This window comes from Achromobacter sp. (assembly GCF_057314935.1).
In genome coordinates this window covers 57,811-79,196 of record NZ_DBHKZA010000004.1, presented here as the reverse complement: position 1 = coordinate 79,196, position 21,386 = coordinate 57,811, and the positions used below count along the sequence as shown (strand labels likewise).

At 63.3% G+C, this 21,386-nt stretch carries 20 protein-coding genes and 1 pseudogene; 14 read left to right on the top strand and 7 right to left on the bottom strand.

Annotation, left to right across the window (positions count from 1 at the left end):
- Nucleotides 1–37 precede the first annotated feature (37 nt).
- Both ACO6D5_RS02525 and radC read right to left on the bottom strand, forming a co-directional pair.
- Nucleotides 38–448 carry an antirestriction protein gene (locus ACO6D5_RS02525; protein WP_152383417.1) on the bottom strand — a complete coding sequence of 137 codons (411 nt, stop codon included), beginning with the start codon at nucleotides 446–448 and terminating at the stop codon, nucleotides 38–40.
- A gap of 205 nt (nucleotides 449–653) precedes the next feature.
- The gene (radC, locus tag ACO6D5_RS02520) at nucleotides 654–1,181 is read right to left on the bottom strand and encodes a RadC family protein (RefSeq protein WP_152383416.1); all 528 of its coding nucleotides are present in this window, start codon (nucleotides 1,179–1,181) and stop codon (nucleotides 654–656) included.
- 255 nt (nucleotides 1,182–1,436) lie between these two features.
- On the opposite strand from radC, the gene ACO6D5_RS02515 reads away from it, so the two are divergent.
- The 6 genes from ACO6D5_RS02515 (at nucleotide 1,437) to ACO6D5_RS02490 (ending at nucleotide 6,318) form a co-directional block, all read left to right on the top strand.
- Entirely contained in the window at nucleotides 1,437–2,099 is a 663-nt protein-coding gene (locus tag ACO6D5_RS02515) for an SOS response-associated peptidase (RefSeq protein ID WP_152383415.1), read from the top strand.
- Between the two features lie 297 nt (nucleotides 2,100–2,396).
- Nucleotides 2,397–2,708: a hypothetical protein gene (locus ACO6D5_RS02510; RefSeq protein WP_152383413.1), complete on the top strand. Its 312-nt coding sequence runs from the start codon at nucleotides 2,397–2,399 to the stop codon at nucleotides 2,706–2,708.
- Entirely contained in the window at nucleotides 2,596–3,051 is a 456-nt protein-coding gene (locus tag ACO6D5_RS02505) for a CrpP-related protein (RefSeq protein WP_306649739.1), read from the top strand. The genes ACO6D5_RS02510 and ACO6D5_RS02505 overlap by 113 nt, the downstream gene beginning before the upstream one ends.
- A gap of 196 nt (nucleotides 3,052–3,247) precedes the next feature.
- Nucleotides 3,248–3,445 carry a DUF3606 domain-containing protein gene (locus ACO6D5_RS02500; RefSeq protein WP_152383412.1) on the top strand — a complete coding sequence of 66 codons (198 nt, stop codon included), beginning with the start codon at nucleotides 3,248–3,250 and terminating at the stop codon, nucleotides 3,443–3,445.
- A gap of 21 nt (nucleotides 3,446–3,466) precedes the next feature.
- Nucleotides 3,467–3,883 carry a DNA polymerase ligase N-terminal domain-containing protein gene (locus ACO6D5_RS02495; protein WP_152383411.1) on the top strand — a complete coding sequence of 139 codons (417 nt, stop codon included), beginning with the start codon at nucleotides 3,467–3,469 and terminating at the stop codon, nucleotides 3,881–3,883.
- A gap of 992 nt (nucleotides 3,884–4,875) precedes the next feature.
- Nucleotides 4,876–6,318: a hypothetical protein gene (locus tag ACO6D5_RS02490; protein ID WP_152383410.1), complete on the top strand. Its 1,443-nt coding sequence runs from the start codon at nucleotides 4,876–4,878 to the stop codon at nucleotides 6,316–6,318.
- Nucleotides 6,319–6,505: 187 nt separating this feature from the next.
- Here ACO6D5_RS02490 and ACO6D5_RS02485 read toward each other — a convergent pair whose 3' ends face one another.
- Nucleotides 6,506–7,540 carry a Bug family tripartite tricarboxylate transporter substrate binding protein gene (locus ACO6D5_RS02485; protein WP_227741353.1) on the bottom strand — a complete coding sequence of 345 codons (1,035 nt, stop codon included), beginning with the start codon at nucleotides 7,538–7,540 and terminating at the stop codon, nucleotides 6,506–6,508.
- 67 nt (nucleotides 7,541–7,607) lie between these two features.
- Here ACO6D5_RS02485 and ACO6D5_RS02480 point away from each other — a divergent pair, with 67 nt between their 5' ends.
- From ACO6D5_RS02480 to ACO6D5_RS02450, 7 genes are all read left to right on the top strand, one after another.
- Nucleotides 7,608–8,552 carry a LysR family transcriptional regulator gene (locus ACO6D5_RS02480; protein WP_054481934.1) on the top strand — a complete coding sequence of 315 codons (945 nt, stop codon included), beginning with the start codon at nucleotides 7,608–7,610 and terminating at the stop codon, nucleotides 8,550–8,552.
- 130 nt (nucleotides 8,553–8,682) lie between these two features.
- A complete protein-coding gene (locus ACO6D5_RS02475) occupies nucleotides 8,683–10,758 on the top strand; it encodes a hydantoinase/oxoprolinase family protein (RefSeq protein ID WP_338617918.1) in 2,076 nt (691 codons plus the stop codon).
- Nucleotides 10,759–10,769: 11 nt separating this feature from the next.
- Nucleotides 10,770–12,506: a hydantoinase B/oxoprolinase family protein gene (locus ACO6D5_RS02470; RefSeq protein WP_054481932.1), complete on the top strand. Its 1,737-nt coding sequence runs from the start codon at nucleotides 10,770–10,772 to the stop codon at nucleotides 12,504–12,506.
- On the top strand, nucleotides 12,503–14,206 hold the full coding sequence (locus tag ACO6D5_RS02465; RefSeq protein ID WP_054481931.1) for a thiamine pyrophosphate-dependent enzyme: 1,704 nt from the start codon (nucleotides 12,503–12,505) through the stop codon (nucleotides 14,204–14,206). The genes ACO6D5_RS02470 and ACO6D5_RS02465 overlap by 4 nt, the downstream gene beginning before the upstream one ends.
- On the top strand, nucleotides 14,203–14,499 hold the full coding sequence (locus ACO6D5_RS02460) for a (2Fe-2S)-binding protein (protein WP_082401429.1): 297 nt from the start codon (nucleotides 14,203–14,205) through the stop codon (nucleotides 14,497–14,499). The genes ACO6D5_RS02465 and ACO6D5_RS02460 overlap by 4 nt, the downstream gene beginning before the upstream one ends.
- Before the next feature lie 2 nt (nucleotides 14,500–14,501).
- The gene (locus ACO6D5_RS02455; protein ID WP_485824536.1) at nucleotides 14,502–15,884 is read left to right on the top strand and encodes an FAD-dependent oxidoreductase; all 1,383 of its coding nucleotides are present in this window, start codon (nucleotides 14,502–14,504) and stop codon (nucleotides 15,882–15,884) included.
- Complete coding sequence (locus ACO6D5_RS02450) at nucleotides 15,881–17,008, top strand: NAD(P)/FAD-dependent oxidoreductase (RefSeq protein WP_152383408.1); 1,128 nt, start codon at nucleotides 15,881–15,883, stop codon at nucleotides 17,006–17,008. The genes ACO6D5_RS02455 and ACO6D5_RS02450 overlap by 4 nt, the downstream gene beginning before the upstream one ends.
- A 455-nt stretch (nucleotides 17,009–17,463) precedes the next feature.
- Here the strand turns inward: ACO6D5_RS02450 and ACO6D5_RS02445 are convergent.
- The 4 genes and pseudogenes from ACO6D5_RS02445 to ACO6D5_RS02430 all read right to left on the bottom strand — a co-directional run.
- Nucleotides 17,464–17,706, bottom strand: a pseudogene (locus ACO6D5_RS02445) (helix-turn-helix domain-containing protein); the annotation flags it as partial.
- Between the two features lie 533 nt (nucleotides 17,707–18,239).
- Nucleotides 18,240–19,475 carry a DUF7673 family protein gene (locus ACO6D5_RS02440; protein ID WP_152383407.1) on the bottom strand — a complete coding sequence of 412 codons (1,236 nt, stop codon included), beginning with the start codon at nucleotides 19,473–19,475 and terminating at the stop codon, nucleotides 18,240–18,242.
- Nucleotides 19,472–20,221, bottom strand: a complete 750-nt coding sequence (locus ACO6D5_RS02435; RefSeq protein ID WP_152383406.1) for a ParA family protein — start codon at nucleotides 20,219–20,221, stop codon at nucleotides 19,472–19,474. Before ACO6D5_RS02435 ends, ACO6D5_RS02440 begins: the two co-directional genes overlap by 4 nt.
- Nucleotides 20,222–20,317: 96 nt before the next feature.
- Nucleotides 20,318–20,560, bottom strand: a complete 243-nt coding sequence (locus tag ACO6D5_RS02430) for a hypothetical protein (RefSeq protein WP_152383405.1) — start codon at nucleotides 20,558–20,560, stop codon at nucleotides 20,318–20,320.
- Nucleotides 20,561–20,631: 71 nt separating this feature from the next.
- Between ACO6D5_RS02430 and ACO6D5_RS02425 the strand changes: the two genes are divergently transcribed.
- Nucleotides 20,632–21,057, top strand: a complete 426-nt coding sequence (locus ACO6D5_RS02425) for a hypothetical protein (protein ID WP_152383404.1) — start codon at nucleotides 20,632–20,634, stop codon at nucleotides 21,055–21,057.
- Nucleotides 21,058–21,386: the final 329 nt, after the last annotated feature.

Sequence of the window (21,386 nt, the reverse complement as noted above, 5' to 3'; positions counted from 1 at the left end):
GAAGAAGAAAGGCCCGCCGAAGCGGGCCGGGATGGCGTTAATCGATCGCCGCGAAGATGGCGTTCGCCTCGGCCTGTTCGCCGGCGAAGTCGCGCAGGGCGTGGTACTTCTCTGCCAGGTCATCGCTACGGTATTGGCTGCACAGTTCGCAGAGGGCGTACAGCGTGGCCACGATGCCGGCGGCGTCTGCCGACATCGTCCGGTCGCACCAGTTCATCGGCCAGACGATGTGAAGCGTCTCGTAGTCGGCGGGGGCCATGTAGAAGCCGTTCGGGATCTCGTAGTAGTGCCAGAAGCCGCCGCTGTATTCCTGCGACAGGCGATCCAACCAGTTGTAGACGCTGATCTCTCCGCGCAGCATCAGGCGACTTCCGAACGCCTTGGGAAGAAAGTTCATGCGTTCGCCATCGGGAACCAGGCGTGCGACGGAAAGAGTGGCTTGGGTCATTTCGTGCTCCTCAGAAGTAGGGCCCGGCCGGGTGGCGGGACGGGAGCACTGGCGCCCTGCGGAACAAGCGCCGGGGGCAAGGGGCCGTGGAATATAAAGCGAGCGCAGCGAGCGGCTATATGCCGCGAAAGCCCCTTGCGCCCGGTGCGCGCAGGGCAAAGATGCGCCCAAGGCCTGACACCAGCGCCAGGCCCGGCGCCGCAGGTCAGGGCATGATGCCCTTCTCTGCGAACGAGACGATCCTGCTGCCGGCCACAACCAAGTGATCGAGTACGGTGGTGCCGACCAATGCGAGTGCATCCTTGAGCTGACGCGTCATGCTGATGTCGGCCGCGCTCGGCTCTGCGTGACCGCTCGGATGGTTGTGCGCCAAGATCACGCTCGCCGCGTTATGCGCCAGCGCAGCTTTGACGATCTCGCGCGGATATACAGGAGTGGTGCTCAACGTCCCCCGGAACGGTTCTTCATATGCGATCAGTTCCGCGCGCGGGTTCAGGTACAGGATGCCGAACACTTCGTGCTCAAGACTCGGGTTCAACCGCAGCTGCAGGAACTCGCGCACGAGCTTGGGCGAATCCATGAGCTGGCCGCGCTGGATCTCCTGCAGGACGACCTCGCGTGCCGCGGCGAGGATCTCCTTTGGCGCCGCAAGGCGCACCTCGCCAGCGGAATCCTGCACGAAGAGCGCGCCGGCGGCGTGATCGATGGTGTTGAACGCGATGGAATACTGCATTGCTGGATCTCCAGTGCCGGGCGGGATTGCCCGGCGATCCTGGGATACGCTGCAGCGGAGCGGTCAAGTGGCCCGCCGGCCCCTGGCCGCAAGCGGCGCCGGCACCGTCGGCGTTGCGCAGCACTTGACGGCGAGAACAGCGTGTCACAATCGCCAAAGACGCAAGACCGCCCTCTCTCCTCCAGTGTTGACCTCCTGCCGCACACCCCGCGCGCGCCTATACTGGCCAGACATCTGCATTCACAGAGGTGGTCGATGTGCGGTCGTATTGTTCAGAAATCAGGTCCGCTGGACTACGTTGAGCTGATCTTTACCAACCAGAGCCAGATCTTCGCGGACCCGACGGGGCCGCGCTTCAACATACCTCCGGGCACGCGCCCGCTCACTTTGCATCGCCTGGCTGAAGGCACCGAGGCCATGGGCAGACTGCCCTGGGGTTACAAGCGTCCAGACTCCAAACACTTCATGAGTAACGCAAAGCTGGAGACCATTCTGAAGAACGGATGGCCCTGGCGCTTTCTCATCGGAGCTGGCCGCATCCTGGTGCCTGCAGACGGCTGGTACGAGTGGCCGATGCTCGCGGACGGCGCGAAGCAACCCCACTATATTCACGGTGATGGCCCGCTCTACTTCGCCGCGTTGACGGCCTGGTCGCCCGGCGCGCCGCTCGATGCCGCTCATGGCTTTGCGATCGTGACCAACGATACGAAGGGTGGAATGGTGGACATCCACGCGAGGCGTCCGGTGGCATTGCCGCCCGCGATCGCGCAGCGCTGGGCCGATCCAGCAATCTCGGCCGCCGAAGCCCGCGATCTGCTCCACGAAGGTGTACCCGAGGACGCCTTCACCTGGCATCCCGTTCGGCAGGAAGTCGGCAACTCGAAGTATCAGCTGCCGGACGCCATTGAACCAATCTGATGGTCAAGACCGCGGCTGGTGGTCAAACAGGGCGAGCGCGGCTTCAAACGATGCGCGCATGCCGACCAGCCGCCCCGAGTCCCCTCGGCTGTGCCATAGCTCGTGCTGATAACGGCCGTCGACCCAAACGCGGCAAATGGTCCACCCACGCGGTCCTGCCCAGTAGTAGTCATCCATACGCCGCCAATCTTCGGGATCGCTCATGGCCGTGGCCCAGTGTTGCCGCTGGGAAATAGGGCGCTATGGCGCGGATTCTAGGCTTGTTTATACTGTATGTCCATACAGTGGTTCAGCATCATGCCGTTCAAGCCTCCGCTTCGCATCGCCCAGCTGCGCGCCATCCAAGATCGCCATCGCGGTCCGGACGGAAAGATCAGTGATGCCGATCTTCTGGCCCTCCTGCAGGAGGTCAAGCGGTACCGCTCGTTCATATTGCGCACCAAGCAATTGTCCGGTGGATTCAAACGGCCGTCCGGGGTGCTGGGGCCGGTGTACGATGAGTGGTTTGAGATCCTCTCCGCCGAGCCCTGTGTGGCGGAGCAAGAACAGATGGTCCGCGAGCTCCTGGAAGACCCGAAGAAGCTTCGCAAGGGTATGGGGCCGCGCTAAGACTATCCCGCCCAGTACAGCGGCACCATTGATTCGAACGCCGTTTCATTGGCATACTGGACCCCCACCACTTTTGGAGAGCGAGGCCATGCTCATCGAGATCCAGAAGGAAGGCGCGGAGGCGGCCCGCAAGGGTCTGAGTCTCTTAAGTTGCCCGTATCTGAAGGCGGACGCTATGCCAGGTCACACCGGGGAATCTCCCCGCGAATGGATCGAGCGAGTGAATGCCTGGGAGGAAGGCTGGAAGAGAGAGGTGGCACAGCGAGGTGCCAAACGATCCACCAGTCCGTTTGCAGTCTCCGTCGCCGAGAGGCGACCGGGCTTCCGCCTACCGGCCGCTTAACCGGCCCACAAACCAGCGCCCCGAATGGGGCGCTTTCGTTTTGGCAGAGATCCGCGGCGCGTTTAGCGGCTAAACACCAGCCACGCGGTCGCGCAGATCATCCCCAGGGTGTTTAGCAGCTAAACGATGCCGACGTGCCGCACCGTAGGCACGCTGGTTGCTGCGAGCATGGGTCCAACACGAGAAGGAGGATTTCATGTCGGACGATCTGAAAAATCGCGGTGCGCAAGACCGGTCGCGTATCAACGTGAACGAGGCCCACGAGCTTCATTACTGGACCAACGAGTTGGACGTGAGTGACGAACAGTTGCGAAAGGCTGTGCAGGCCGTCGGCGTCTCAGCAACAGCGGTGCGAGAGCATCTGAAGGGCCAGACCGGCGCCAAGCGCTCCTAGCTATCGTGGTGGGGCAGGACCGTGGACAACGGCCGAAAATTCATCGTCTATCGGTCCCTGAACCAACAGGAACGGTTCGATCTCCTGTTGGAGTTCGATGATGCGATGAGGCGCTGGACGGTAATCAACGGGATGCCGGATGACCCGAAGGCGAGACGCATCGCGGTGGAGCAGCCGGCAGTTCCCTCGGTCGGACGGAAGCGTAGAGGACGTACTGCGGTATCCCCGCTCAGCGGGGAGCCGGTATCTGTGTGGGACGCCGGAGAGTGGAACTTGGCGGGCGATGCAGGCGGATACGAGGCCGGCCATCTGAGATTCCGCCTCCATGGCGCGCTCCTGCAGGGCCGCTGGGCCCTCGTGCGTATGTCTGGCAGCGGCGCCGTGGAACGGCCTCCTTGGCTACTCATCTTCACATCGGTTCGTGACCGGCGGAACTGAACCATGGCAACCCGACCTCGAAAGGGCAATGCCCATGCGACCGGCCGCTCCGGAGCGGCGTCCGCTGCATCAAAACTTCCAGGCCTCGAGGCAGATCTGCCGCCTTCCCTAAAGCCTCAGTTGGCTACCTTGGTCGACGGCGTTCCCAGGCACGGAGATGATTGGCTTTACGAGGTCAAGTTTGATGGTTGGGCGTATCAGTGCCATTGTCTTGGGATGAGCTGGGCGACGTCACTGGTGGCGCGCAATGGACGATTTCGAACGTCCAGGGTCGGCTTGACGTGGCCAACTCACCGTGGGACGACTACACGCCGCAAACGATCAGCTAGGCCATGAACGCGATCGGCTACAGCCCGGAGCGGACGAAGAGTTAGCCCGCCTTCAGAACGCCCATGCTGCAGCATCAGCACTGCTGTTTTGAGGCTCTGCATCTAATGATTGGCAGATGGGGGCCGGTGGGTATGTGGGTGAAACTCGGGAAGCCGGTGGGCACACCCTGTGGTCAAGCGCGTGGTCAGGCGGAGCCTGTCCACCGTTTGTCCATCAGCGGTTGTCCATGGGCCGAGCGCAGCGAGCCGAGTGGTCGCGCAGCGATCATCCACATATCCACGGGTTCGATGAATGTCTTTGGTCTTGATGGTTTAGCGGCTAAACACGTGGCACAACGGTCCAAGTGTGTTCCCCGCGCTTACCAATTTGACTCTTGATTGTCTCCGTCGGGGCGGTCTGCCCCAGGGCTTCCACTGACTGGCTGGACTGCGCGCGGTGCACCTGTCTGCTTTCGGCCGAGGTTGTGTGAAAACTCACCGTGCTGAGGGTCATGTCGGAAGTTGGCCTCTCAGATCAACTCAGGATCGACGATCGGAGTTGAGGGAAGGGTTTGAACACCCTCGAAAACAAGTCCATCACGAGTTTTCACACAGCCTCGGCCATAAGCGGACGCTCGGCGGGCATGCCAAAATATCGTTATCTGCATATGTTAACGGTGTCATATGGCTGCAAGAAAAATCCTCACTGTCGGTCTGGAGCTCGCGTCATCCGAGCCAACCTATGCTACGTTTCGGTCAAAGGCATCGCTACTGGACTGGGACATATTTCTCTTCAGACCAGAAATCTCGGAGTTTCTTCACAACTACCACGAAACGTACCAAGGCAAGCCGTGCTTCAATGACAGCTCGTCGTTCGAGGCGAAAGAGTGTTGTGAACACTGGCGTCGCGAAATTAAACAGGCTATGGAGACGGGAAAGACCGTAATTGTCTTTCTGCCTTCTTTGTACGAAGCCTACGTAGATACGGGTAGGCGCTCCTACTCAGGTACCGGTCGAAATCAGAAGACAACCCGTCACGTTGAACTCCTCACTAACTACGACACGCTCCCGATGGGCTTGGAGCCGTTAGCAGCAACTGGGAGTTCGATGAAGCTCACGTCGAAGGGGGCTGAATTATTGGCCCCATACTGGACCGAGTTCGGCGAAAGATCTGGCTACAGGGTTGTCCTGAACGCATCCGATGTTCCAGCATGCGTTCAGACTCGTGCAGGAGACAAAACCGTGGGCGTACTCTATCGGAGCAAGTCTTCCGCCGGGACGCTATTGTTGCTCCCCGACATGGATTTCAGTCCGCCGAACTTCACGAAAAAAAAAGGCAACAGTGAGGTCTGGACGTCTGCCGCTACTCAGTTTGCAGGCGCATTCCTTTCTGCCGTGGTTGCCCTCGACAAAGCCCTCCGATCCTCTTCGGAGGTAACACCGGAGCCGCCGTGGGCCGCTACCTCACAGTACACGCTCGCACCGGAGACAGCGCTACGCGTTCAACTCCTTGAAGCAGAGCGCCAAGTCGAGGCAGCGCAAAGAAAAAAGGAACAGGTCGCCGAGGCGATTTCTGGTGCCGTTATGCCGCGCGGTCTTCTATATGAAAAGGGCAAACCGCTGGAGGCCGCGATCATCTACGCCCTAACCATTCTCGGCTTCAATGCGTGCCAATTCAAACAGTCCGATTCTGAATTCGATGTGGTTTTTGAGTCCGCCGAAGGTCGTCTTATTGGCGAGGCAGAGGGAAAGGACAGCAAAGCGATAAACATCGACAAGCTCCGTCAGCTCTCAATGAATATTCATGAAGACCTACAGCGGGAGGAGGTTTCAGAACCTGCAAAGCCGGTCCTATTCGGAAATGGATTCCGACTTCAAGAACCCAGTTCCCGATCTGACCCGTTCACGGAGAAATGCCACTCAGCCGCCTCAACGTCATCGACGGCGCTTGTTTCAACCGCTGACCTCTTTCTGCCCGTTCAGTACTTGCTTGCGCACGAGGACGCCGAATATGCGGCTGCATGTCGTGCCGCTCTTTTGTCGACTGTTGGCAGAGTCGTTTTCCCTAGTCCCCCCGTCGTGGCCCAGAGAAATAACGACACAGAGCAAGAGGAAAGTGGCGTCTAACAGGTTGATCGACACGGACGTCCAATCGACCGGCTTTGCCGACCAACTGTCGGCGGTCATCTACAGCGTTTCTGAACGTCCGCTTTCCACCGCGAGCTACTTCCGCTTTAGGTCGCAACCGGGCCTCCACTAGAGGCTGACCATGGCCATGAACGGCTCCTCGCACCGTGCAGTCCTATGGACCAAATCACATCTGCTTTAAATCAACCTCTTTGGCGACCTTGCCAAAGGCCTCAAGGTCCGTCTTGACGCGGGCCGTGGTGTCGGCGGGCGTCGATACGCGCGGGATCATGGCCAGCTCCAGGAGGCGTTGCTTCATCTCGGGTTTGGCGAATTCGCGAGCGATAGCTTGCTGAATCTTGTCCACAATGGCGTCCGGCGTGCCCTTGGGCGCCGCTAAACCAAACCACGCGACGGCCGAAAAGCCGGGCATGCCGGCCTCTGGAGCCGTCGGCACATCGGGCAACGCCGCCACGCGTTCGGGGTTGGTGACGAACAGCGGCCGCACCTTGCCCGCCTTGATGAAGGGTGTCTGCACGCCGGTATTGTCCAGCACGGCGTCAATATGGCCACCCAGCAGATCGTTCATCGCCGGGCTGCTTCCCTTGTACGGCACGATGTTGATCTCAATACCGGCGGAGCGTGCAAACATAAGCTGCGTCAAGTGTTGCTGGGTCCCGAGACCGGCATTGCCGAAAGTGATCTTATTGGGATTGCGGCGCCCGTAATCGATGAATTCCTTCAGCGTCTTGGCGGGAAACTCGTTATTCGTCACCACGACGAAAGGCAGGTCCACCAGCACCGTGATCTGCTTGAAGTCCTCCAAGGGCTTGTAGCGCAGCTTGTAGACGTACGGGTTGACCGCCATCGTGCCGCTCGCGGTCAGGGCCAACGTGTAGCCGTCGGGCTCCGCGCGGGCGACGTGCTCGGTTCCCAGGACGCCGCCGGCGCCCGGCTTGGCCTCGACGATGACGGGCTGCCCCAATTCGCTCTGCACCGCCTGGGCCGCGAAGCGCGCCAGCATGTCGGCCGATCCGCCCGTGGCATAAGGCAGGACGATCGTGATCGGCTTGCTGGGATAGTTGTCCGCGGCTGCGGCAGATGAGGCTGCGAAGGCGGCCACACAAGCGGCGGCCAGAAACTTCAGGTTCTTTATCATGAATTGATTACCCAAGTTGCGGAGGAACTGCGCAGTAACCCGGGCAAGGTTAAGCGGTCGCATGTTATATGACCAATCAACAATTAAAATAAAACATCATCAACGTTTTTGATAACGACTTAGGGTAAGCGTGCTTGACGCCATCGACTTGAACCTGCTTCGCATATTCGACGCCGTGATGACCGAGCGTAACGTCACGCGCGCGTCGCACACCCTGCACATGACGCAGCCGGCGGTCAGCAACGCCATCAACCGGCTACGGCTGACGCTGAAGGATCCACTGTTCATCAAGGTCCAGGGTGGGGTCCTGCCCACCCAGCGCGCCGAATTGCTCTGGCCGCCCATCCGCGACGCGCTTGCCCGTATCGCCGAGACCCTGGAGCGCAATGAGTTCGACCCCGCCCGATCGGAAGCCGTCTTCCGTCTGGCCATGTCCGACTACGTGGCCGACCAGGTCATCCGGCCGCTGTTTGTCGAACAACAGGAGGTGGCGCCGAATATCCGCATCCACCTGCACCCCTATTCGCTGGACAACACCACCTCGCTGCTGGAAAAGGGGGAAGTCGATATGGCAGCGGGCGTGTATTCGAACTTCGGTTCGTCGCTGCGCACCCTGCCGCTTGAAACCCTGACCTACGTCTGCGCGATGCGCAAAGGCCATCCGCTGCTGTCCCTGCCGCGCTTCACGCTGGACGATTTCCTGTGCGCGCGCCATCTGGTGGTGAGCCTGCTGGGCACGGCGGCCCTGATCGATCACGAGCTGGCCGCCCACGGCTACAAGCGCAACGCCGTGCTGACGATCAACCAGTTCGCGCTGGCCCCGCGCCTGCTGGCCGAGACCGACCTTATCTGCGTGGTGCCGGCCAACGCCGTGCGCAACAGCCCGCACAGCCACCAGCTAGAGGCCATCGAGCCGCCCTTCCCGCTGATCCCCCGCACGGTCAATCTGATCTGGCACGAGCGCTCGGACAACCTGCCGTCGCATCGCTGGCTCCGCGAGGAGATCCTCAAGGTGTGCAAGGCGCAGGGCATGATGTTCGACCCCGCGCAGGGGGCTGAATCGCACGCCTATTGAGCCTGTCGTTATTCACACAAATGATGAAGATCAATGCAAATCTTTGATTAGATCGAATGATCCGCGGTCGATAAGATTCTGGTCACCCTAGCTTCGGCGCATGTCCGCGCCGGCTTCCTGGAGACCCGCGTTGACCCACTCCGCATCCCCCACCGGCGAGCGCCGTTTCCGCGTCGGATTCGACGTGGGCGGCACCTTCACTGATTTCACCCTACTGGCCGAACACAGCGGCGCGTTATCCTACTTCAAGGTGCCTTCGACGCCGCACGACCCGTCCGAGGCCATCCAGAGCGGTCTCGCCCATCTGATGCGCGAGCACGGGATCGCCGGCGACGAACTGGTCCACGTGGGCCACGGCACAACGGTGGCCACCAATATGGTGATCGAGCGCCGCGGTTCGCGCTGCGCCCTGGTCACCACGCGCGGCTTTCGCGACGTGCTGGAGATCGGCCGCCAAACCCGCCCGCATCTGTACGACTACAACGTCATCAAGCCGGCGCCGCTGGCGCCGCGCGAATGGCGCTTCGAGATCGGCGAACGCATGGCGGCGGACGGCTCCGTGCTGCAGGCGCTGAACGAGGACGAAGTCGTCGCGGTCGCGCGCCAACTGGCCGACGCGCGGGTCGAAGCGGTGGCCATCTGCTTTATGCACAGCTATCGCAACGACGCCCACGAGCGCCGCACGCGCGAAATCCTGGCCGAATATCTTCCCGATGCCTACCTCAGCGTTTCCAGCGAAATACTGCCAGAGTTCCGCGAGTATGAGCGCATGTCGACCACGGCCCTGAACGCCTACGTGGGCCCGCGCATGGCGTCATACATGCGCAACCTGGTCGACTCGGTGCAGGCCATGGGGGTGCGCGTGCCTCCCACGACCGTGCATTCCAACGGGGGCCTGATGTCGGTGGAGTCGGTGCTGACCGCGCCGGTGCGAACCTGCGTGTCCGGGCCCGCTGCCGGCGTCATCGGCGCGGCCGAGCTCGGGCAGGCCGCCGGCTTTCACAACCTGATCACCTTCGACGTCGGCGGCACCAGCACGGACGTGTCGCTGGTGGCCGAGCTGCAGCCGCTGTTCACTTCCAGCCGCCTGGTGGCGGATTATCCCGTCAAGACCCTTATGGTCGACGTACACGTCATTGGCGCGGGCGGCGGCAGCATCGCGCGCATCGACGACGCCGGCGCGTTGAAGGTGGGCCCGCAAAGCGCCGGCGCGGTGCCCGGCCCGATCGCCTACAACCGGGGCGGCACGACCGTCACCCTGACGGACGCGCACGTCGTGCTGGGCCGCCTGAATCCCGTGGCGCTGCTTGAAGGCCGCATGGCTGTGCATGCGGAGCGCGCACGCGCCGCGCTTCAGGAACAAGTGGCCGACCCGTTGGGCATCAGCATCGAAGAAGCGGCCTACGGCATCCTGCGAATCGCCAACTCGAACATGGCCCGGGCCGTGCGCGCGGTTTCGACCGAACGCGGCCATGACATCCGCAAGTTCGCGCTGTGCGCCTTCGGCGGCGCGGGCGGCCTGCACGCGGCCGAGCTGGCGCGCGACTGCGGCATCGGCACGCTACTGATTCCGCAGGAGCCCGGCACCATGTGCGCGCGCGGCATCCTGCTGTCGGACATATCCATGGACTTCGTCCAGACGCTGATGGCCAATGCGAACGAACAGGGCTGGCTGGCGGTGCAGCAGGCGCTGGACGCGCTGGGCGGCAAAGCCCGCGCGTGGCTGACGGGCGAAGGCGTGGACGATTCCGCCCAGCGCCTATCGGCGGTCATCGACGCGCGCTACCAGGGCCAGAATTTCGAGATCCCCGTGCCGCTGGACGGCATGCGCCTGATGCCGCTCACCGACTTCGTGGCGGCTTTCAGCGCGGCCCATATCCGCGAGTACGGCTACGACGCGACCGGCCGCGCGGTCGAGATCGTCAACTGCCGCGCGCGGGCAGTGGGTCTGGTGCCGCGCGCGCCGATCGCGCGCGTGCCTGGCGGCGCCAGCCTCGCGGGCGCGATCAAGGAGCGCCGGGCCGTGTACTTCGAAGGCGCCGGATGGACCGACACGCCCATCTATCGCCGCGCCCTGCTTCCGGCAGGCGTCCCCATCGACGGCCCCGCCGTCATCGAGGAGATGAGTTCAACCACCGTGATCCTGCCGGACCAGCAAGCGCGCGTGGACGACTACGGCAACCTCGTCGTCAACCTCAACCCCTAAGGCAACCCGACATGACCACTGCACCGACTGCCGCCGCCGACACCGACGCGTTCGATCCCATCGAAATGGAGGTCTTCAGCAACCGCCTGCTGTCCATCACCGAAGAAATGGGCAACACGCTGATCCGCTCCTCGTTTTCCAGCAACATCAAGGAGCGCAAGGACTGCTCCGTGGCGCTGTTCGACGCCGCCGGCCGGCTGGTGGCGCAGGCTGCCCACGTGCCGGTGCACCTGGGCTCGCTGTCGGGCGGCATCGACGCCGTGCTGCGCCGCTACGGCGCGGCCGGCATCCGTCCCGGCGACGCTTTTCTGTGCAACGACGCCTACCTGGCCGGGGGCACCCACGCGCCGGACATTACCGTCGTATCGCCCATCTTCTTCGACGGCGTGTTGCGCTTTTTCGCCGCCAATATTGGCCACCACACCGACGTAGGCGGCGCCGTGCCGGGCTCGACCTCGCACCACCTCAAGACGGTATGGGAGGAAGGCATCCGCCTGCCCGCGATGCGCATCGTGCGGCAGGGCGAGCTGGACCTGGACTTGCTGGAGATGATCGCGCACAACACGCGCGAGCCGGACAACCGCATGCACGACATCCGCGCCCAGATCGCGACCAACGACAAGGGCGCGCGCCTGATGCTGGAGCTGGTCGGCCAATCGGGGCTGGACACCGTGCTATCCGCCATCGACGGCATCCTGCGCTACACCGAACGGCGGCTGCGCAACCGCATCGCCCAGCTTCCGACAGGCAGCGTTTCGTTCACCGAACGCATGGACGATGACGGCATGGGCGGCGACCCGGTGGTGATCCAGGCCAACGTGCAGGCGCGCGACGGCCAACTGCACGTGGACTTCACGGGCACCGGCAAGCAGGCGCGCGGCGCCTTCAACTTGCCGGCCAGCGCGCTGAACGCCAGCGTGTATTTCGCGGTCAAGGCCATGCTCGATCCCGAGCTGATGCCGAATAACGGGCTTTTCCAACCCATCACCATCAGTGCGCCCGAGGGCACGATCACCAATCCGGTGTTTCCCGCCGCCGTGGGCGCGCGCGTGACCACCGCGCAGCGCGTGGCGGGCACCGTGATTGGCGCCCTGGGCCAACTGCTGCCGCCCGGCCGCGGCATGGCTTCGTCCAACGACGTGATGCCCTCCATGCTGTTCTCCGGCCCGATGCGCGACGGCAAAGGCACCTTCGTTTATCTTGAAACGCTGGGCGGCGGCGCGGGCGGGCGCGCCCGGGGCGACGGCATGGACGGTATCCAGGTCAACGTCACCAATACGTCCAACCTGCCCGCCGAGGCGCTGGAAATCGAATACCCCCTACTGGTCGACGAGTACGCCCTGGTGAACGATACGGGCGGCGCGGGCAAATACCGGGGCGGCATGGGCATTGCGCGCCAGATCCGCTCGCTGCACGATCAACTGGCCTGCACCATCCGCTGCGACGCGGCGCTGTTCGGCGCAGCCGGCCTCGATGGCGGCCTGACGGGCGGCACCTCGCGCCTCATCCAGAACCCGGGCCGCGCCGACGAGCAGCGGCTGCCCAACAAGATTTCGGGCCACCCTCTGCCGGCGGGCTTCACGGTCCGCCTGGAGACGCCCGGCGGAGGCGGCTACGGGATTCCCGCGGAGCGCGACCTTGCCGATATCCGCCGCGACGTCGTTGGCGGCAAGGTGAGCCGCGCCGCCGCGGAGCGCGACTATGGACCCGAGCGTGTGGCGCGCGCCCTTGAACAGGAAGGCGCATGACCCGTCCCGAATCAGCCGAGCCCCGCAGCGGCGGCGAGGCCCTCATCGCACAGTTGCAGGCCTTTGGCGTGCGGCGCGTCTTCATGGTGCCCGGCGAGAGCTTCCTGCCCTGCATCGACGCCCTGTACGCGCGGCGCGATGCAATCGAATCTATCGTCTGCCGCCAGGAAGGCGGTGCGGCCTATATGGCCGAGGCACACGGCAAGCTGACCGGCCAGCCCGGCATCTGCTTTGTATCGCGCGGCCCCGGCGCCACCAACGCGGCCATCGGCGTGCACACCGCCCGCGAAGACTCCACGCCCATGATCCTCTTCATCGGCCAGGTCGGCGGCGACACCGCCGACCGCCAGTGCTTCCAGGAAGTGGACTACCGCGCCATGTACGCGCCGCTGGCGAAATGGGTGGCGCAGATCGAGCGCGCCGACCGCATCCCGGAATATCTGGCGCGCGCCTGGACCACCGCCACCAGCGGACGTCCCGGCCCCGTGGTGCTGGCGCTGCCCGAGGACATGCTGGCCCGCCTGACCCGAGCGCCGCTGGCCGCGCCGCCCGCGACACCGCAGGCCTGCCCCACGCCCAACGATATGCAGCGCCTGCAGCGGATGATCGAGTCCGCCGCCCGGCCGTTGCTGCTGCTGGGAGGTTCGCGCTGGTCCGATGCGGCGCGCGGGGCGGTACGCGACTTTGCCCTGCGCTTTGACCTGCCGGTCGCCACCGCCTGGAGACGGCTGGAGCTGTTCGACAACAACCATCCGAACTTCGTCGGGCAGGTCAGCGCCAGCATGCCCGCGCACCAGAAGCGCGTCGTCACGGACAGCGACCTCGTCATCGCGCTGGGCACGCGCCTGTGCGAACCGACCACCATCAATTACGAATGGCTCGCCTCGCCCACGCCGCGGCAGACCTTGGTGCACATCCACGCCGACGCCAACGAGATCGGGCGGCTTTGCACGCCGGCGCTCGGCATCGTTGCCAGCGTGGCTGGCTTTGCCCAGGCCGCGGCGGCTCTCGCGCCCACGCCGGGCTGGCGGCCAGCGCGCAGCGGCGCGCACGCCGCGGGTTCGGCGCCCGTGCTGCTGCCGACCCCCGGCCCGCTCGACCTGAATGCGGCCGCCGGCCATGTCGCGGCTTCCCTGCCCGCGCGCGCCTGCGTCACCGTGGGCGCGGGCAACTACGCGCTCTATGCGCACCGGCACATCGCCTTCAAGGGCCTTGCCAGCCAGCTTGCGCCGGCCGTGGGCGCCATGGGCTACGGCCTGCCGGCGGCCATCGCGGCCAAGCTGCATGACCGCGACGCCCCGGTCATCTGCTTTGCCGGCGACGGATGCTTCCAGATGACCATGCAGGAAGTCGCCACCGCCGTGCAGCATCGGCTGGGCATCGTCATCCTGGTGTTCAACAACGGGCTTTACGGCACCATCCGGCTGCATCAGGAGCGGGCCTATCCTGGCCGCGCATTGGCCACGACCCTGGTCAATCCCGACTTCGCCCAGCTCGCGCAAAGCTATGGCGCCTTCGGCCACCGCGTCACAACCACCGAGGAATTTGCGCCGGCCTATGACGCCGCGCTGGCCCACGCCCGTGAGCACCAACTGCCCGCGATTCTGGATCTGGTGTACGACGCCGACATCATCCTGCCCGACCGCACGCTGTCGCAGATGCACGCTGACAGGGCATGCGCCCCGGAGCCGCGCGCATGACACCGCTGCTGCGCCGTGCCGCGCCGCAGGCCGGTTCCGCCCTGCACCTGACCTGGAACGGCCAGCCGATAGCCGCCCAGCACGGCGACACCGTGCTGACGGCGCTGCTGCTGGCCGGCGACCGGCTGCGAACCACACTGGGCACGGGCGCGCCGCGCGCGGGTTTCTGCCTGATGGGCGCTTGCCAGGACTGCTGGGTACAGCGCATCGACGGCCAGCGCCTGCGCGCCTGCTCCACCTTGGCCGAAGATGGCATGGAACTGCTCGACGCCCTGCCCGGAGCGTGCCCATGAACATGCCTCCCATGTCCGATGCGCCGCCGAGCGTGGTGGTGGTGGGCGCAGGACCCGCCGGCGTGCGCGCCGCACAAACGCTGCTGCGCCACGGAGTGCGGCCCGTCGTCATCGACGAGGCCGCGCTGCCCGGCGGCCAGATCTATCGCCAAAGCCCCGTCCCGCGCGGCACCGCACGCCAGCGGTACGGCTTCGAACATCAGCGCGCGGCCCGCATCCACGAGGCAGGCGCCCAATTGCGCCAGCAGGCCGACTACCGCGCAAACACCGCCGTGTGGAACACCGCGCCCGGCCACCTAGATCTCGTTACGCAAGACGGCGACTTGGATGAACTGCCCTACTCCCAACTGCTGATAGCCACCGGCGCCACCGACCGCGTTCTGCCCTTTCCCGGCTGGACCCTGCCTGGCGTCTTTTCGCTGGGCGGCGCCCAAATTGCGCTGAAGGGCCAGCATTGCCTGCTGGGGCCGCGCATCGTCTTCGCGGGCACCGGGCCCTTGCTGTATCTCGTCGCCTATCAATACGCGCGTGCCGGGGGCCAGGTGCAGGCCGTGCTCGATAGCGCGCCGCTGGCTGGCCAGGCACGCGCCCTGCCCGCGCTGCTGAATCAGGTGGGCACGCTGGCCAAGGGCTTGTATTACCTGGGATGGCTGCGCGCGCACGGCGTACCCGTGCACCATTCGGCAAGCCTTATCTCGGCCCGGGGCGAGACCCGCATCGAAAGCGCGCGCGCGCGCATCGTCGACGCCGAACGCCACATTGCCTGTGACGCGCTGGCAGTCGGCCACGGCCTGCGCGCCGAAACCCAACTGGCCGACCTGCTCGACTGCGATTTCGATTTCCACGCCGCCCAGCGCGCCTGGCTGCCGCGACGCGACGCCGACGGCCGCAGCTCGATCGCCGGCGTCTACCTGGCGGGCGACGGCGCGGGCATCGGCGGCGCCGCACTGGCCGAACTGGCCGGCGAACGCAGCGCGCTTGCCATGCTGGCCGACAGCGGCATCCGCGTCGACCCCAAGCGCCTGCGTTGGCTGGCGCGCCGGCAGGCCGCGCTGACGCGCTTTCGGCATGGTCTGGACCGTGCGTTCCCGCTGCCGGCCGCAGGCTCCGGCTGCGACGACAGCGTCATCGTCTGCCGCTGCGAGGAAGTGCGGGCGGGAGCGCTGCGCGCCGCCGCCGCGCAATATGCCATCGATGACCTCAACCGCCTGAAAGCCCTGACGCGCATCGGAATGGGCTTGTGCCAGGGCCGCCTGTGCCAGAGCGGCGCCGCCGAATTGCTGGCCGACTGCCGGAAAATCCCCCTGGCGGCCGTCGGCCGCCCGCGAGGACAGGCGCCCGTCAAACCCCTGCCGTTCGCAAGCTTTGACAAGAACCCGTCATGACACTGCTGCATACCGACGTCGCCATCATCGGCGCGGGCCTGGTCGGCGCCAGCGCCGCCTTGGCGCTACAGCGCGCTGGCGTCTCCACCCTGCTGATCGAACGCGACTTGTGCGGCGCGCGCGCCAGCGGCGTCAACTTCGGCGGCGTGCGCCGCCAGGGCCGCAACCTTGAACAGCTACACCTCGCCCAGCGCGCCCACGGCATCTGGGCACGGCTACCGGCGCTGATCGGTACCGACGCCGAATACGTGCGCACCGGTCATCTGAAACTTGCCCGATCGCAAGCGGACCTGGACAAACTCGTCGCCTATCGCGACAAGGTGCGCGACCTTGACCTGGGCCTGGAGATTCTGGACCGCGCCGCCCTGCGCCGGCGCTTTCCCGCGCTGGCGCCCGACATCGTCGGCGGCTCACTTTGCCCCGAAGACGGCCAGGCCAATCCTCGCCTGGTCGCGCCCGCCTTCGCCCACGCCGCGGCGCGCGCGGGCGCCCAACTGCTTGAGCACTGCGCCATCGCCCACGTCGACACCATGGCAAGCGACTTCCTGCTGACGGCCACGGACGGGCGCCGCATTCGCGCCGCCACGGTGATCAACGCCGCCGGCGCATGGGGCGCTGTCGTGGCCGGCTGGTTTGGCGACGTCCTGCCCTTGCAGGTCAAGTACCCCACCCTGCTCGTCACCGAACCGCTCACACCGCAGATCGGCGTGTCGCTGGGCGTCGAAGGTGGAGGCTTCTACGCCAGGCAGGTGGCGCGCGGCAATGTCGTCATGGGAGGCGGTTATGGCCATGCCTTGCCCGGCGATCGCAGCCGCCCAGGTCCCGCGGCCCTGGCCGATCTCGGCCGCACCGGCCCGGCCATTCTGCCCGCCCTCGCCCGCGCCAACATCATCCGCTGCTGGTCGGGAATAGAAGGCTATTTCCCCGACAAGAATCCCGTCATCGGCTTCAGCGCCAAGGTGCCGAGGCTGCTGCACGCCTTCGGGTTTTCGGGGGGAGGCTTTCAGATTGCGCCTGCGGTGGGCGAAGTCCTTGCACAAGCGGCCCAGGGACAGTGCAGCCTGAAGATGGCGGAGCGATTTTCAGTCAGTAGATGGAACGGATATCAAGCCTTAGGGAATTAGGCGCTTGCCGGCGGTTCCAATCGGCTCTGGCAATGTCGGAAGAATACTCATTGGATCGAACAAAGCCTTGATGCGCCGTTCAAATGCGAAAGCCTGAGTGAGTTTGTCCATGACTGCTACAGGGGATTCAAAATGGCACCCAAGCATCGATCACCATGGAATACCTGTTAATGAGGCCCCGGGCAAAAGGCACTCGCAGGTAGCCATGTGAGCCCCGCAATTCTCATTCTCCCTTTGTCTAACGATCGTTCAGAACTTCAGGATTTTCCGCAATCCGGACGGGGTTTGGCGAATTCCCGAGCGATGGCTTGCTTAATCTTATCCACCATGGCAGTCGGCATGTCATTGGGCGCCGGCGATCCGAACCACGCCACGGCCGAAAGTCTGGGCATCCCTGCCTCTGGGGCCGTCGGCACATTCGGCAACGCCGCCCTGAGTTCTGGGCTAGTGACGAACGCGAAAGCAGCGACTCGGTCGTAAGAGCCCGTATAGCCTAGAGAGCAAGAATCCTGGTGCGGCTCCAAAAGCGAGCGTCGCTGCTTGCGTGTGCGGTTAGCCTCGACCTTGAGCCACGACGAGTGCAGATAGCGTCTCACCGAGGTGCGCGATATGCCAAGTCGCTTGGCAATCTCTCGTAAAGAGCCATGATCGCGCAAATGCCAACGGCGAGTAATGCTGAGAAGACCCACGTCGATCACTCCTGTGTCCCACACGCGTACCGAGCAGGATGGTGTTCACGAGGTTGTTCGGACTTACATGCAAATCAAACGTAAAGGTGGTTCAACTCTGCGTGCAAATCAAAACCTAGCTCGTCTCAAAACTACCCGCGACATTACGCTTGGAACTAGGCAAAACTTTAGGCAGTTGACGCACGCGCCGTTTACGCGATGTCACTATGCGCAGTTGCAGCTGGGCGAATCGAATTCGCTTTGGATGCCAGAGAATCTGCGCCGAGAGGTGGGAGGCAGACCGACCGCTCTGGGTCGAGGTTGTGTGAAAACTCACCGTGCTGAGGGTCATGTCGGAAGTTGGCCTCTCAGATCAACTCAGGATCGACGATCGGAGTTGAGGGAAGGGTTTGAACACCCTCGAAAACAAGTCCATCACGAGTTTTCACACAGCCTCGGTCGTTATCGGCCCGACATACCTCAGCGGATCTGGGAATTAATTTTGGCCAAAGACTTTTCCATCGGATGGCTCCTCTTTCGGTGTTTAGCGGCTAAACGATACATCAGGCGTCGCACAGTGCCGGACGCCAAAGCGCAACCAGGGCCTTGAACTGCGCATGTACCTCGGTCCCCAGGGTATCGGGATACGCGCGTGTTTGGCGGATCAGGCCAATCACGACGAGCATGTCATCGGCTATCTCAGCGTCCACGCTCCAGATATCGGTCAGGTCGAAGCCACCGCACCTGGTCGCGTTCCACCACGAAAGCAGAAAGTCCGCCACCCGTTTGCTTTGGCCAGTATCACGCTGTGCGATGTTGATGAGGCGTGCCAGGGCATCAGTCCCTTTCTTTTGAAGCACCGGGTTTGCGCCTTCCCGTCGATGCTGCTCGAGGCGATCCATGCTTCGTTGGACTTCCGGGCCAACCGTGGGCGGTAGTTCGCCATTTTCGGGTGGGGTGCTTGGTTCTTTTGCATGGAACACATGGGTCGAACATTCCGCCACTACGGCGCGGGCTGTCGTCTCATCACGTGATGACTGTGGCGTCTCCTCCGCCAGTGCGTCTGACGACGCTCGCTTCGCACCTCCGGCTTTCCGAATCGCCTTCACCGCCGACCGCGTAGGCTTGGCCTCATTCGCGCTCAACAGATCTGCGACGGCCTCCGGTTGCTCACGGTGCGCGACGGCCAGTTCATTGGCGAGCGTCACATCAGTCACCTTCCCCGCCGCAACCGCTTCGGCGACGGGTTCGGGCAGCGTGAGTAGACCTGCATGATGGCTTACCCAGGCTTTCGATTTACCGAGCTGACGCGCTAAGTCGGCCCGGGACCAACCAGCTGACAGCTTGCCGCCGATAAAGTCCGCAATTTCCCGCGCGGTTAGGTTCTCGCGCTGCACGTTCTCCACGACCTGATCGAAGTCATCGAAATCCGGATCTTCGAACCCCGGCACCGAAGTCATCTCAGCGACCTTCGCTGCACGGAATCGGCGGTGACCGTGATTGATAATGAAATGTCCGGGAATTGTTGGATGCGGTCGCAACGACAAAGGAGACTTGATGGCACGCTTACCCTTGCGCTCTTGGCGTTTGAACGACGCAGCTAGCTCTGCGATGCTCTCCACGCTGTATCCCGGATTGTTTTTGCCGCGGGAGTTCTTTTCATCTTCGTGGATGAGACTAATGTCATAGGAGCCGGGTTCGCGCGCCTGGGGCGGCGCGCCGTCTAGCAGCGACGCCAAATCGCCCAGGCCGGCCAAGTCCAGGCCGCCGGCATCACCGTGTTTAGCGGCTAAACTCATTTCGCCACTCCCATCGTTTGCAGGACGTGATTGCCGAGGGCGCGCATCTCCGCGCCTGCTGCCCGTGCCGTTGTCTTCCTGCTCTTCCAGACGGGTTCGCCCGCAGCCAGTGCCTCTGCGACGCTAGTGCGCAGACCCACCACAACTGGGGCCAGAAGTTTGCCGTGCGCAGCTTGTACCTCGGCAAGATGTTTGACCTGACGCGGGTTACGGCGGTCAACCCGGTTCGGCACAATACCCAGGAAGTGCAGCTTCGGGTTGTGCTGCTTGGCCCCGACGATCACGCGCATCATGTCTTTGATGCCCTCGATGCTGTAGTCCTCCATCTCGACTGGACTGATCACCGCATCCGCGGTGCGCAGTGCAGTAATGGTGGCGATGCCGATGCTGGCGGGCGTGTCGATCACGCAGAGATCAAAGCCCCGCGTTTCAAATTCGCGCAGGTTTACCTGGAAATTTCGAAGTGCTCGCTCGAGGGGCATGTAGATGACGTTGGCCAGAAGCCGATCTGCGTGCAGCAGGGCAATAGGGCCTGGGGCGTCGCGAACGACCGGCATCTCATCGAGAAACAGTGCGCTCGCCGGTACCTCCAAGCGGTGCTGACGCATGGTCTTGGAGAGGTTCCCGGTGTCCAGGTCCACTACGAGTGTCTTGAGCCCCCGTTCGGCGGCGTGAAACGCAATGTGGATGGCATCAGCGGTCTTGCCGACACCACCTTTGTTCTGTGCGATTACAACAGTTCTCATGTTTGCCATTCCTCTGTCCTTGTGAGGTACGGATGCACAGCAGCCAACGCGAGACTCCGTGTTTAGCTGCTAAACACCGAAGATCATCGGCCGTCCCTACGGTTTTTTAGCGGGAACAGCGGAAGTTTGATTGGATCGGTCGCGGGGGACGTCTATGGCAGCGAAGTAGTCAGCCAGGGCCTGAACCGTCTGGACTCCTGGATTCTTCACCTCGCCGTAGCGGATCTTACGGAGATTGCTCAGCGACACGTGCGTCGCGTCGGCGACTACGCCGAGTTCGTTGTACGGGACGGCGCGGAGGCGGGATAACACCCGGTCAAAAAATTGAAGTTCGCTCATGCAAGCGATTCTAACCCGTATTTGGGTTATTTCAACCCACATATATGCACGCCGGCGCGGCATAGTTCCGTATGGCAAAAAAAGCTACAGAACTCGTCGGCACGAACGTCGATCAGCTCATGCGTACGGCTGGTCTATCTAATGCCGCGCTTGAGAAGAAAACGAACGGCCGCCTGACGCGGTCGACGGTTGACCGTGTTCGTCGCGCGCAGGGAAGCGCAGGAGTGGAAAGCGTTGCGGAAATCGCACGGGCTTTTGGTTTGGACCTTTGGCAATTGTTTGTCGAGGACCTGGATCCGGCACATCTGCCGTCGTTAATGACCGAGCCCGTGGCAGGAACCCTGCCCCTCTCAAAGGAAGAGCAAACTTTGTTGGAGTGCTTCCGCACCCTCAATCCTGCATTCCAGCAGCTGATTTTGAACGATATAGAACGTTATTCAGAGGCTGAGCGTCAAACGCTTGCAAAAAAGGGGGAATCCCCCAAGCGACGCGCATAGATTCCCGCAATGGCGGATCGAAACCACGACGGGTGCCACTGTCTACTGGTTGGATATAGGTACAAACGGCAGCTTGCGGCCGAAATTTAGGCCTTTTGTTACCAAATACGAAAACAATGTCCTTTTGTTCGCCCCTAACTCGGCTAGAACACGGCTGCCTTAGTAAACCCATATTTGGGTTGACAACGTTTATTTACGGGTTATCATGTTCGCACACACCCAAATATGGGTTGCCGCTCTTTAACAATACGCACAGAAGTAACGTCCTGCGCCGCCCGAGAGGGCGCCGCAGAAGGGGAGTTGGCTGCGAACACGGAAAGCCCCGGGGA